The 12,497-nt window shown below is 53.2% G+C and carries 8 protein-coding genes; 5 read left to right on the forward strand and 3 right to left on the reverse strand.

Features of this window, described 5'->3' with window-relative positions; genetic code table 11:
- Positions 1–20: 20 nt before the first annotated feature.
- From HMPREF6485_RS02070 to HMPREF6485_RS02085, 4 genes are all read left to right on the forward strand, one after another.
- Positions 21–1,979, forward strand: a complete 1,959-nt coding sequence (locus HMPREF6485_RS02070; protein WP_004344319.1) for a RagB/SusD family nutrient uptake outer membrane protein — start codon at positions 21–23, stop codon at positions 1,977–1,979.
- Positions 1,980–3,025: 1,046 nt separating this feature from the next.
- Positions 3,026–6,265 carry a SusC/RagA family TonB-linked outer membrane protein gene (locus HMPREF6485_RS02075; protein ID WP_004344322.1) on the forward strand — a complete coding sequence of 1,080 codons (3,240 nt, stop codon included), beginning with the start codon at positions 3,026–3,028 and terminating at the stop codon, positions 6,263–6,265.
- Positions 6,266–6,293: 28 nt separating this feature from the next.
- Positions 6,294–7,952 carry a RagB/SusD family nutrient uptake outer membrane protein gene (locus HMPREF6485_RS02080; protein WP_004344323.1) on the forward strand — a complete coding sequence of 553 codons (1,659 nt, stop codon included), beginning with the start codon at positions 6,294–6,296 and terminating at the stop codon, positions 7,950–7,952.
- Positions 7,953–7,985: 33 nt separating this feature from the next.
- On the forward strand, positions 7,986–8,822 hold the full coding sequence (locus tag HMPREF6485_RS02085; protein WP_004344324.1) for a hypothetical protein: 837 nt from the start codon (positions 7,986–7,988) through the stop codon (positions 8,820–8,822).
- Between the two features lie 158 nt (positions 8,823–8,980).
- Here the strand turns inward: HMPREF6485_RS02085 and HMPREF6485_RS02090 are convergent, their stop codons facing one another.
- From HMPREF6485_RS02090 to HMPREF6485_RS02100, 3 genes are all read right to left on the reverse strand, one after another.
- On the reverse strand, positions 8,981–10,003 hold the full coding sequence (locus HMPREF6485_RS02090) for a transposase (RefSeq protein WP_044126198.1): 1,023 nt from the start codon (positions 10,001–10,003) through the stop codon (positions 8,981–8,983).
- 269 nt (positions 10,004–10,272) lie between these two features.
- Positions 10,273–11,163: a helix-turn-helix transcriptional regulator gene (locus tag HMPREF6485_RS02095; protein ID WP_004344326.1), complete on the reverse strand. Its 891-nt coding sequence runs from the start codon at positions 11,161–11,163 to the stop codon at positions 10,273–10,275.
- A 192-nt stretch (positions 11,164–11,355) separates the two neighbouring features.
- Complete coding sequence (locus HMPREF6485_RS02100; RefSeq protein ID WP_004341243.1) at positions 11,356–11,961, reverse strand: ribonuclease HII; 606 nt, start codon at positions 11,959–11,961, stop codon at positions 11,356–11,358.
- Positions 11,962–12,101: 140 nt separating this feature from the next.
- Between HMPREF6485_RS02100 and HMPREF6485_RS02105 the strand changes: the two genes are divergently transcribed.
- The gene (locus HMPREF6485_RS02105) at positions 12,102–12,410 is read left to right on the forward strand and encodes a hypothetical protein (RefSeq protein WP_004344327.1); all 309 of its coding nucleotides are present in this window, start codon (positions 12,102–12,104) and stop codon (positions 12,408–12,410) included.
- Positions 12,411–12,497: the final 87 nt, after the last annotated feature.

Here is a 12,497-nt window from a genome sequence, read left to right on the forward strand (position 1 = left end):
CATTCCAAAATTTCACGACAATGAAACATTACAATATCAAAATAGCTACCGGACTTTTAGCCGCAGGCATGGCCCTCGCAGGTTGTTCCGGTATCTTGGATGAGACTCCGCGCGAGACCTACACCCCGGAGTTTTCCACCAAACAGCGCGGTATCGAGGGCGGCATCACGGCACTCTATGCCAATCTGCGCAACCTGTGGGGCAACGGCTATTGGCTGATTGCCAACGAGACGGGTACCGACGAATACACCTTCGGGCACGGCGGCAACGAGAACGACAAGCCCATCGACATGTCGAACAACGGCGAACTCAACGCCACCAACTGCCGGGCCGACAATCTGTGGAACACAGCCTTCTCGGACATCAACACCGCCAACAGCGTGTTGGAAAACGGCACGGCCATCGGCATGAGCGAATCCTTACTCTCCGAGGCCCGCTTCTTCCGCGCTTTCGACTATTTCTGGCTGGTGCAGACATTCGGTGGAGTGCCTCTGGACTTGGGAGCCGGCGAACTGAAATTCAACGCCACGGCCACCCGCCTTTCCAAACGCAACACCGTGCCTGAGGTCTATACCAAGGCCATCTTCCCCGACCTGCTCACGGCTGTCAGCAATCTGCCGGAGGTGGGCCGCGTCACCGGCGGACTCACCAAGACGGCAGCCCGGCTGGTGCTGGCCAAGGTCTATCTCACCTACGGCTGGTGGCTGGAAAATCCCAACAACATACCCACCTATCCCGAGGCGGCACGCACCGATCCCGACGGCCACGATGCCAACTGGTATTACCGGCAGGCCTACGAGATGGCCACGACAGCCATTGCCAATCCGGGCAAGTTTGCCCTGCAAAAGTCATTCTACCTCGTCAACGTGGGCACCAACGACCGCAACAGCGAAATCGTGCTCTATGCCGACCACACCGAAAGCAGCAACTACTACGACGGCGGCACCAACTTCGACTGGGCCAACGGCAACGCTCCCGGCAACTTTGCCCGTTGGATGTGCCGTTGGGATTACACCTTCCTCGAGTCATCCAAGAGTTCTGCCCAGTGGACTAAGTTCCGCTCCGTGGCCCGCGAGGCCGTGCAGGGAAAAGACCGCCCATGGAAGCAGATGGCCACTCCACAGGAAGTGACCAAGGTCACGTTTAAGGAGAAGCACTACGACTCGCGCTACGACGGCACCTTCGCCTACCAGTTCCGCGGCAACTGGGATCGCTCCGGCAACGCCTCGGGGATGGCCTACAATGCCAACATGCTGCCCGTGAATCCGGGCGACTCCATCCTCACCTTCCTCGACGAGGACGACGCTTCCATCCAATGGCCGGCGGCTTCTGACAACGGTGGGGCCGGACAGAGCAATGTGGGGGCCGGTTGGCTCCCCGGACGGGCCGACTGGGTGGTGGGCCCGAGCCAAATAAGCCGCTACAAGTATCTCAATTTGTGGAAAAACGGCATCTACCGCACCGACAACGGAACGGGTCTGGGCCGCCCCAACGGCGACAGCCCGCGCCCCTACCCCGTGTTGAAATTCTCCGAGCTCTACCTCATCGCTGCCGAGGCGGCCGTGAAGTTGGGCATGAACAGCGAGGCCCGCAATCTGGTCAATGTGATTCGCGCCCGGGCCGGCGTGTGGACCTACGACAACAACCGCCAGCGCGAGAAGTCGGCTGATTACAGTGCCGAGATGACTGCTGCCACTCCAGCCACCATCACCATCGACTACATCCTCGATGAGCGCAGCCGCGAGTTTTTCGGCGAGTGCTACCGCTGGACCGACCTCGTGCGCACCCAGACATGGGCCGACCGAGCCAAGACCTACACCATCTGCGGCCTCCACGCTGCCGACCGCACCCCGCAGACCGTGACGCGCACCATCACACCGCAAAAATACCTGCGCCCGATTCCGCAAGGACAACTCGACGCACTCGACATGACGGCTGCTGAAAAGGCTGCCTACCAAAATCCGAGCTACACCAACTGACAACCGACCCGACTCTTTAAGTTAACAAAACAGTTCATACCGAAGGATGCTCCCCGCTGTGGGGGCATCCTTTTTCCGTTTCCGGGAAAGCGTCCTCTCCATTTCTCCTTGTAGGGGCAGTGCTTCTTTCTCTTTTCTTTGTTCGTATTTTTCCTTCCCGATTTGCATTTCACCCCGTTTTGTTGTATCTTTGCACCGGCAAGGGAAGCACGCGCGTGCTTCTCTTTTTTATTCTCCCACCCCAAAAGTCATGTCATCCGGGCCGAATGGCCTTGCAAAAAGGCCCGAGCCGGCTTCTCGGTCGGCCCAAACAAGCTTCCAAGTGTGGCCCTTTCGCATGGTCGTTCGGCCCGAACGGCATTTCACCTCCACTTTTCTTGACGGAAACAGCGGGCATCTTTAAATCGGCAAAAAGACGGAAAAATATGCCGTGTAAGCCTTTTTCTCAACCTTAGTAAGTTTTTCGCTATATACATTTTGTCGGCGAATGGTGCGAATTAAACGAATTCAGTCTCACAACCTATATTCGCTTCATTCGTAAAATTCACCGACAAACACACCTGTATCGGCTAATTTTACGAATAAAACGCATGTATCTCTCCCCACACATTCGCCTTATTCTCACCATTCGCCGCCCCCGACACATTCCCCGACAAAGCCGACACAACTCGCCGGCACACCGCATATAACATGCAAAAATATTAACCGAAGAAACGTTAACGAATGTAACAAGCCAAAAACGAGATAACACATTTTATCCAAAAACCGCATAAAAAGCGGAAATTATAACCAAAATACCGTCACAAAAATAGCATTTTTCACATTTTTATCGCCAAAAATCACAAAAAAGATGATTTTCTTTTGGTCATTAACTAAATATTAACTATTTTTGCAAGCGAGATGAGAGATATTTTTCGATTATTTTATCAAAAAGACAGCAGAAACCCGCTGTCCGGTTACAAAACTCACTTATCGCGAACAAACGCCGACAAGAGACATTAACATTATACACATTATATTTATTCATTATTAAACGAGAGAGATTTATGGAAAAAAGACTAATGATGTTTTTGGCCGGCCTTTTCTTCAGCGTAGGAATGGCTTTGGCCCAAACAGAGGTCCGTGGCACCGTAACTTCTTCGGAAGACGGGCAACCCATCATCGGTGCGTCCATTCTGGTTGAAGGCACAAAGACCGGCACCGTGACCGATGTCGACGGCAATTTCAGCCTGTCTGTTCCCGCCAATGCAAAATTGGTGGTGAGCTACATCGGTATGCAAGGCAAGACCGTGAGGGCAAGCCGCAATATGAAGATTGAATTGGTGCCCGACAACAATGTGCTGGACGATGTGCTGGTGATTGCCTACGGTAAGACCAAGAAGTCGGCTTTCACCGGTTCGGCCGTAGAAATCAAGGCCGACGAGATCACCGCCCATGTGGCCTCCAATGCGACCAGTGCCCTCGTGGGTAAGGTGGCCGGCATACAGGCCACAAGCTCTTCGGGCGAGCCCGGTTCGGCTCCCACGCTGCGTGTGCGCGGTATCGGCTCGGTCAACGCAAGCTCCTCGCCACTCTACATCGTAGACGGCGCACCCTACAACGCTGCCGACATCGCCAACATCAACCCCAACGACATTGAGAGCATCTCCGTGCAGAAAGACGCTTCGGCCTCTGCCATCTACGGTGCTCGCGGTGCCAACGGCGTGGTCATCATCACGACGAAAAGGGCGCGTGACGGACAGGATGCACGCGTGACGTTCGAAGCCAAGTTCGGTTCCAACTCGCGTCTGGTTCCGCAGTATGATGTCATCAGCGATCCCGGCCAGTATTACGAGACTCACTACCGTGCCATGTTCAACTCCAAATATTATCATGGCTCCACAGCGGCCGAGGCCTACGCCTTTGCCGACAAAAACCTGTTCAACGGCACCAACGGCGGTCTGGGCTATCAGGTGTACACCGTGCCTGCAGGCGAAAACCTTATAGGCCGCAACTTCAAGCTCAACCCCAATGCCAAATTGGGCTATAGCGACGGCAAATACTACTACACGCCCGACGACTGGTATAACGAGACTTTCCACAACTCTTTCCGTCAGGAATACAACGCTACGGTGACCGGTTCCAACGGCAAACTCAACTACTTTGCCGGGGTGGGCTATCTCAATGACGGTGGAGTCGTCAACAAGTCTGAATACAAACGCTATACCGGCCGCACGACCGTCGACTATCAGGCAAAGGATTGGCTGAAGCTCACCACCGGGCTGAGTTTCACCCATGTCGACAGCCGGTCGCCGGCATTCGACGACACTGTATGGGCCTCTTCCGGCAACCTGTTTTATATAACCAACAACATAGGCCCGATCTATCCGCTCTACGTTCGCAACGCCGACGGTTCCATCATGAAGCAGAACGGGCGCACCGTCTACGACTCCAACCAGACTAATTTCACCCGTCCGAGCATCGTGGGCAACGCCGTGCGCGACAATGAATACAACGGCAATCAGGACTTCCGCGACGTTTTCCAAGGCCAGTGGGACGCTCTGCTCACCCCCATCGACGGCTTGTCTCTCGATGCCAATCTGGCCGTGTCTTCCTCCAACACCCGCCACAACTATCTTGGCAGCACATTTGCAAGCTTCTCTTCGGTCGATGGTGGCGCCGAAGTCTACCATCTGCGCGACTTCAATACCAACCAGCGCTACACGGCCAACTACGACCGCACGCTTGCCGACGTCCATCATTTCAACATCTTGCTGGGCTACGAGCAGTATAAAGAGAAGTACCAATACTTCTACGGCTACAACGACCACCTCTATGCCCCCGGCATCGGCGAGCTCTACAATGCCCTCGGCTCGAGCAAGAAGGTGGCCACTTCGTTCACCAACAACTACATGACGGAAGGCTTCTTCGGCCGCGTGATGTATGACTATGCCGAACGCTACTTTGCCAATGCCTCCTTGCGTCGCGATGCCTCTTCGGCCTTTGCTCCCGGCCACCGTTGGGGCACGTTCGGCTCGTTTGGCGTGGCTTGGCAGATGAACAAGGAGAAGTTCTTGGAGAATGTCAAGTGGGTGGACCTCCTGAAGCTGAAGCTGAGCTACGGCGTTGTGGGCAACGACAATCTGGGCGACACCTACGAGCAGCTGAGCGGCTGGTACTACTGGGCAGACCGTTACAGCACCACCTATAATGAGGACACCAAGTCTTATTCCATCAGCATGGTGCAGAAGGGGAACGAGGACCTCACATGGGAAACCCACCACGACTGGAACCTCGGTGTAGACTTCGGACTTTTCAAGAATCGTCTTAACGGCTCCATCGAGTGGTATCACAACACGACCAAAGACCTGCTTTGGGCAAAGCGGCTTCCCGCCTCTTCGGGCATAGCCGTTTCCAGCTACTATGCCAATGTGGGCGAAGTGCTGAACACCGGTATGGAAATCAGTCTTGACGGCACACCTGTCAAAACCAAAAACTTCACTTGGGGACTGAGTCTCAACGCCACTTTCAACCACAATGAAGTCACAGCACTCGACCCAGCGATCCCGGCTGGAGGCTTGAAACACCCCACACGCATTTTCAAGGTGGGGGGCTCCGTCTATGAAACTTATCTGTACAAATATGCCGGAACCGACAAGGCCGATGGTCGCGCCTTGTGGTATAAAGACGAAACCAAGACCGATGCCAACGGCAAACAAGTCACAACCACCACGACAACTGCCGACATTTCAGAGGCCACCAAGTATGATTGCGGCACCACGCTGCCCGATGTGTTCGGCGGCTTCGGCACCACTTTCGCAGCCTACGGTTTCGACCTGAGCGCACAATTCTCTTATCAGCTCGGCGGCAAAATCTACGACGGCCAGTACCAGGCCCTCATGCACAATGGCATCAGTGCCGGCAATGCCATGCACAAAGACCTGCTCAAAGCGTGGAGCAGCGAGAACACCTCTTCGGACATTCCCCGCCTGAGCACGGCAGCCTCCGACGATGCTGGCATCTCCTCGCAGAGTCCACAGGACCGTTTCCTCATCAGTTCCAACTATCTGTGCCTGAACAATCTCACCATCGGCTACACGCTGCCCAAGGAGCTGATCCGCCCGCTCGCGCTGAACAACGTGCGTGTCTACTTCTCGGGAGAAAACCTGTTTCTGCTCACCAAGCGCAAGGGACTCGACCCCCGGTTCAACTACGGCATTGGCGGCCTGACCTCCGGCTCGGGTATGGCCAGCAGCAGCTATTCGGGCATGCGCTCTGTGACGGCAGGCATTTCCGTGACATTCTAAATGTATTTCAATTAACAAGCAAGCTATTATGAAGATATATCGTTTTTCAGCGCTGATGCTGACGGGCCTGTTGACCGTCGCATCCTGTTCCGACATCAACGACCAGGAACCGCAGTCGGGCTATCTGACACAGGATCAGGTCAAAGAGACCAACTCCCAAATCCCCAACCGCATCGATGCCACCATTGCCGGCATGTACACCATGATGGGAAAACCCAAGGCTACATGGCCTGACCGCGAGCGTGCCGATGACTTCGGCTTCATCGCCGCTGCCCTCTCACAGGACTGTGAGGGTGCCGATTTGGTCATGGCTGACAATGTTTACAACTGGTTTAGCACAGCATTGTCATTGCAGACACGTAATGCCGACTACGCCAACCCCTACATGCGCTACAAGATGCCCTACAACCAGATAGGCGTTTGTCAGGAGATCATCAAAGCCTATCCGGCCGAAACGACCGACCAGTCGGCCATCCATGCCATCGCACAGGCTCGTGCCATGAGGGCTTTCGACTATATGGCGCTGGCCCCTTACTTCCAGTTCAGCTACACCACAAGCAAGGATGAGCTTTGCGTGCCCATACTGGCCGACGGAGTGGACTACACCAACAACCCGCGTGCAACGGTGGCCGAGGTCTATAAGGTGATACTCGAAGACTTGGACTATGCCATAGAGCATCTTGCCGACTTCGACCGTGGCTCTGACAAGAGCCGCATCGACCAGAAGGTGGCCTACGGACTGCGTGCCCGCGCCAATCTCGCCATGGGCAACTGGGCCGCTGCCGCCGCCGACGCAGAGAAGGCTATGGAAGGTTATACGCCCGCTTCGGTCAGCGAAGTAAGCGTGCCCGGCTTCAACGACATCACGGCACACAACTGGATGTGGGGCATCGACATCACCGATGCTATGGTTACGGCGGATGGTGCCCCCACGGCATCTTCTTGGTTCAGTCCCTTCAGTGGCAATGGCTATGCGGCTGGCGGCCAGAATACGCCGGCTATCAACACCCTGCTCTACCGCCTGATACCCTCCACTGACGTGCGCAAGGGCTGGTGGCTGGATGCCAAACTCCACTCCGACCATATTGCCAACCTCACATGGACGGGCGTTTCGGGGGGTAAACAAGTGACCGTGAAAGGCGATGCCATTGCCACTTTCGTCACCGACGACGGTAACAAGGTTGCCATGCTGCCCTATTCCAACGTGAAGTTCGGACAAAAATCGGGCGTGGGCAATTCTCTCAACAGCAATGACTTCCCGCTCATGCGTGTAGAGGAAATGATTCTGATTGAGGCCGAAGGACTCGCCAAGAGCGGCAATGAAGCCAAGGCACGGGAGGTGCTGACCAAGTTTGTCACCACCTACCGCGACCCGCAATACACCATCTCTACTTCCCGCTCGCTGGCCGACGAGATCTGGTTTCAGCGTCGCGTGGAACTTTGGGGAGAGGGCTTCTTCACAAGCGATGCCAAACGTCTGGGCAAAAACATCGTGCGTTTCAATGCAAATATAGAGTCTAATTTCCCCGATGCCTTCAAGTTCAACATCTCAGCTACCGACGGTTGGCTCAACATGCGCTTCCCACAGACAGAAAAAGACAATAATCTCGGTATCAAGGACAATACGGGCGGAAGCGAGCCGGTGGCCGGACAGAACCCGGGCCTGCGCGACGGCGTGACAGACTAAATCTCTAATCACAACTTTTAATCATTGTAAGATATGAAACTGAATAAGATATTTTTAATGGCTGCGGCTCTGCTGGCCGCCGTGTTTGCATCGTGCAGCGACGACGACAGCTACTCTCCCGGAGCACAGGCCGGTAGCTATGACGTGAGTTTCGCCTCCCAAGCTAATCAAGTGTTGGGCAAAACCGCGACGGAATTCACCATAACATTGCATCGCAGCAATGGCAGCGGGGAACTCACCGTGCCCATCGAGAAGGTCACCGTCCCCGAATACTGCACTGTCCCTGAAAAGGTGACGTTTGCCAATGGTGATACGCTGGCAACGCTCAAGGTGGCCATTGCTTCCACCATACCTTTTAACACAGAGTATGATTTTGAAATCCGCATACCCGAAACCTACACCCATCCTTACAAGGCGCAAACGATGTATCCGATTTACAGAATCAAGCTGACCAAGGAAGACTATACGGAGGTTGGCACGGCTGTACTCAATGATGTTTTCTATGCAGAGGCAAAGTCGAACATCAAGATAGAGTATTCTCCCTCTTTTGAGCTTTATCGCATTCCCAATATGTTTGCAAAAGGCTATCCGTTCTTCTTCAAGTGGGACAAGCAATCGGGCTCCAAGCAGACTTTCTACTTCACCGATGCTACCGGTGAGAAAGGCACGAAGTTTGAGACCGGTCTCAAGTATAAGACGCATGGCATGGTTTCCGTGACGGCTTACAGCACTCCGGCAGGTACCGGTGACGACTTCATGGGCTACAATGCCGATGAGAACAAGTTCTATCTTCCGTTCGAATGGACGGTGAGCGCAGGTTCGTTCGGTAATGGCACCATTTATATCGAAGACATCAAATTCACTCATTGATAAAACAACAGAAGCCCCCACTCTGCGTGGGGGCTTCTCACAACGGTATATAATTAACCGCAAGGTTAATTTTATTTCTCTCTCGTCTTGGGCTAACTGCGGTTAGCCCTTTTGCGTCTCACACTTCACGGCACAGCCATTTCCATATTCCATAGTAACTATTGTTCACAAATGGCTTCGGCAATGGAATTAAGACTGCAACATCGGTCGCGTGTTATCGTCTGTCGCTCGTTATGATGGGCCCACGGTGAAAGCAACAGCAATTTGCCGGCCGCACAAAGGTCGAAACTGCGCCCACCGGGTTTGGCGAGGACAGCAAAACCATTCTCCCGAAGCACGATAACCGGACAATGGGCAGCACAAGCGGTGCGCATGATGGTCTTTTCTCCCAGACTGATGCAGGGTGAAACGAGAATGGCACCCTTCACGGCCCGGGCAAGCATTTCTTCCTTCTTTCTCTCTATTTCTGCCTCCGTCAGGTGTCTGGAACATTGTATTTGTATCTTCTCCGGAGCGTCAAGGAGTAGCAGATTGCCGATGGCGGAAAAAGAATAGCCGGCATAAGAGATGTTGCGTTTCACTCGGAGAAGGTCAGGATAAGCCTGCTTCATCATCAGCCGACGGGGATTATCCTCCAGATAGCGCCGCCACCTGAGCAGTTGTTCTTCACCTTTGAGCAGTTTGTCGTTATAGCCCCGGGCGAAGAGCAGACCTCGGGAGGGTGCGTGTGAGACCGAAGGGGCTGAAGATGGGGCTGATTGCGGGAAGATTTCGCGAAAATGGCAGTTACAAGCTGACTTGAATGCACTGACAATCTTGCCTAAATGGTGGCTCATCTTGGTCTCCACAAAGAGTATTCCATGGAGATGGTCGGGCATGACGCAAAGGGATATCAGGCTTATCTCGGGATGGAAACGGGGGATAGTATGCCATTCGGCCTCTACGGCTTGGCCTAAAGGGGACAGGAGAATGCGAGGATTGGTGGGGAGATGGCCGAGGATGTCATAATGGAGGCGGCCGAAAAGGGGACGGCGACCTTCAGTGACGAGGGTGAGAAGGTAGATTTGGCGGTCGGTGTAGTCGTGGTTTTCACAGTGGCGCAACATACTGGGCTTTTTGCCGGTGGCGTAGAGTTTGTGGAGGTTTTCAGGTTTTTGATGCATGGTAGCTGTCTTAATCATGCGAAAATAGAAAATAATCAGGAGAAAAGCAAGAAAAAAGGAGGGTTTCTTTGAGGGAGGGGCCAAAACGCTGTTTTGGCCTACCCTACGGAGTGAAAAGAGGGATGGAAAAGAGGATAAGAAGAGGAAAAGGAGGGAAAGAAGAGAAAATGAAAGCCGAGAAGGAACAAGGAGGAAAGGAAAAAGAGAATGAGGAGCAAAGGACAAGGGAGGGTTGAGTAAGCTGCAACGCCGTTGCAGCCTTTATCTCTCTCTTCTATGCTCCCCCATCACCAGCTCCCCACCTTCCCCTCAATATACCCTTTCAGCCCCTCGTCTCCGAGTATCTCGATATCATCATAGAGGCCGAGTATGAAACGACCGATGCCGAGGTAGCTCACCACCTCGGTGGCAAAGACCCAATGGTGGGGACCGTCGGGCGTAAGACAGGGAGCCGACTGCGGATATTCCTCCAACATGAGATTGCGGGAAAGCTGCCCGAGGCGGAGTTTGACGGGATATTTCTCCTCACCGCTGAACATAAACAAGTCGGTGAAGACTTGCTTATGCGCACCTTCGTTCTCCCACTCGCGGTCAAGAACCACCACTTCGCCCATACGCGAAACCTTGAATGTCTTACCCATGCGGCTGGCCGGTTCGTAGCAGCGCACGTCATTGTTGTTGTTCATGAAGAGGAACGGTTCCACGATGCGGTCGGTGACCGTTTGGCTGTGAGGCGAAGAGTAGTTGTGTATCTTGACCATGCGCTTGTATTTGATGGCTTCATAGAGCAAACTGACATTGTGGGCAACATGTTCGCGCAACTCCGAATTGGCAAGGATGTTAAAGTCGTAGAATTGGTCGAGCTTGCGCTTAATACGCTCCACCACAGCGTTACGGTCGCCCACCTTACTCAATATGTTCATCATGGTGAGCACCTCATCTTCGGTGAAGTTGATAGTCTCAAAGAGATGCTTAAAATAAGGAGAACGACGATCGATGCTGTAGTAATGTCCGCGTTTCTCCACAATGAATCCCCAGTCGCGGAAGCTCTCCAGATAATAATAGAGCATACGGCGGGAAAGGGAGAGTTTCTCGCAAAGTTCGTTGATGGTGTAGTTGTGATTCTCCGTGAGGCAGAGCAGAAGCGACAGCTCCTTTTCAAGTTTATCGTGACGCATGGGAGGATAAGGTGGTAGGTGGTAGGTGATAATGGAGTGTCCAAAGCCCCTAAGTTAGGGGATTGGGGGACTGAACAAGTGGAAGATGATAGATGATGGATGGTAGGTTGAAATGTGGAGTGGGGAAGAAAAGGTCTCAGATGTAGGAGAATGCATTAACACCTACCACCTAACACCCAACACCTCTCCCCATCACCTGAACTCAAGAGCCAGTTCACCGGTTCCCAACAAGTTGTAGCTTTTGCGATGATAGGGGCAGATACCATGCAGGCGGATCCCCTCACGATGCTTCTTTGTGGGGTAGCCCATGTTATGTTCCCAGTCATAGTAGGGATACCGACGAGCCAAGTCGCACATATAATCATCACGGAAAGTCTTGGCGAGAATACTTGCAGCAGCTATGGACTGGTATTTTCCGTCACCTTTGACGATGGCGGTGTATGGAAGGTCACCGTAGGGCACGAAACGATTACCGTCGACGATGACTGCCTCAGGGCGTACATTGAGGGCATCGAGGGCACGGTGCATGGCAAGAAAACTGGCCTTGAGAATATTGATACGATCTATCTCTTCGGGAGTAACGACACCCACAGCCCACGCCACGGCATCGTGCATGATTTGCTCTCGCAATTCGTTGCGCCGCTTGTGCGAAAGCTGTTTGCTGTCGTTAAGCGCGGGATTATTGTAATCGCGAGGCAGAATGACAGCCGCTGCATAGACACTTCCGGCCAGACAGCCACGTCCGGCTTCATCGCATCCGGCCTCTACAAGGTTGGTATAAAAATGTGGTTGAAGCATATCGAATTTGTGAACGAGTCTTAAAATTAACAATACTTTAACACATTAACTCAAAAAGTGAACATATATTGCACCAACAGGCAATAATTTTGTGCATAGAAACAAGATTACCTATTACAGACAATTAAACAACAGAAAATATGGAAAAGAACATGATGCTGAATGTGGAGAGTGCCAACGGGATGGATATGCCCAATGTGAAAGAAGTGTGCGGCAGTCTCTCCGCATATATAATAAACAAGGTGAAAAAGCCGGTAGATATGCTACAGGGATACTACTCCTACGTGTTGGAGAAACCGGTCAGCCTGAAACAAACCCTACTGCTGTTAGAGGCACAAGGGGCTTTCATTTTGACGACTTTCACAGACTGCTCCCTCCCCATGCGTGCAGTGTTTGCCGGCTGGTTTGCATGGAGCGTGTGGAGAAACGGAAAAGAGATGAAAAGTTAAGAGTGAGGAGTGAGGAGAGAAGGATTAGGAGTTTAAGAAAGGGAAGGGGAGCAAGCCACAACTCCGTTACGGACTCATCTCCACGAC

It is taken from the genome of Segatella buccae ATCC 33574 (assembly GCF_000184945.1).
GTDB lineage: Bacteria > Bacteroidota > Bacteroidia > Bacteroidales > Bacteroidaceae > Prevotella > Prevotella buccae.

Excerpts from the sequence above, each read along its gene's own strand:
- HMPREF6485_RS02090 (WP_044126198.1), bottom strand. The coding sequence starts at position 10,003 with ATGATTAAGACAGCTACCATGCATCAAAAACCTGAAAACCTCCACAAA.
- HMPREF6485_RS02075 (WP_004344322.1), top strand. The coding sequence starts at position 3,026 with ATGGAAAAAAGACTAATGATGTTTTTGGCCGGCCTTTTCTTCAGCGTA.
- HMPREF6485_RS02105 (WP_004344327.1), top strand. The coding sequence starts at position 12,102 with ATGGAAAAGAACATGATGCTGAATGTGGAGAGTGCCAACGGGATGGAT.
- HMPREF6485_RS02085 (WP_004344324.1), top strand. The coding sequence starts at position 7,986 with ATGAAACTGAATAAGATATTTTTAATGGCTGCGGCTCTGCTGGCCGCC.
- HMPREF6485_RS02070 (WP_004344319.1), top strand. The coding sequence starts at position 21 with ATGAAACATTACAATATCAAAATAGCTACCGGACTTTTAGCCGCAGGC.
- HMPREF6485_RS02095 (WP_004344326.1), bottom strand. The coding sequence starts at position 11,163 with ATGCGTCACGATAAACTTGAAAAGGAGCTGTCGCTTCTGCTCTGCCTC.
- HMPREF6485_RS02080 (WP_004344323.1), top strand. The coding sequence starts at position 6,294 with ATGAAGATATATCGTTTTTCAGCGCTGATGCTGACGGGCCTGTTGACC.
- HMPREF6485_RS02100 (WP_004341243.1), bottom strand. The coding sequence starts at position 11,961 with ATGCTTCAACCACATTTTTATACCAACCTTGTAGAGGCCGGATGCGAT.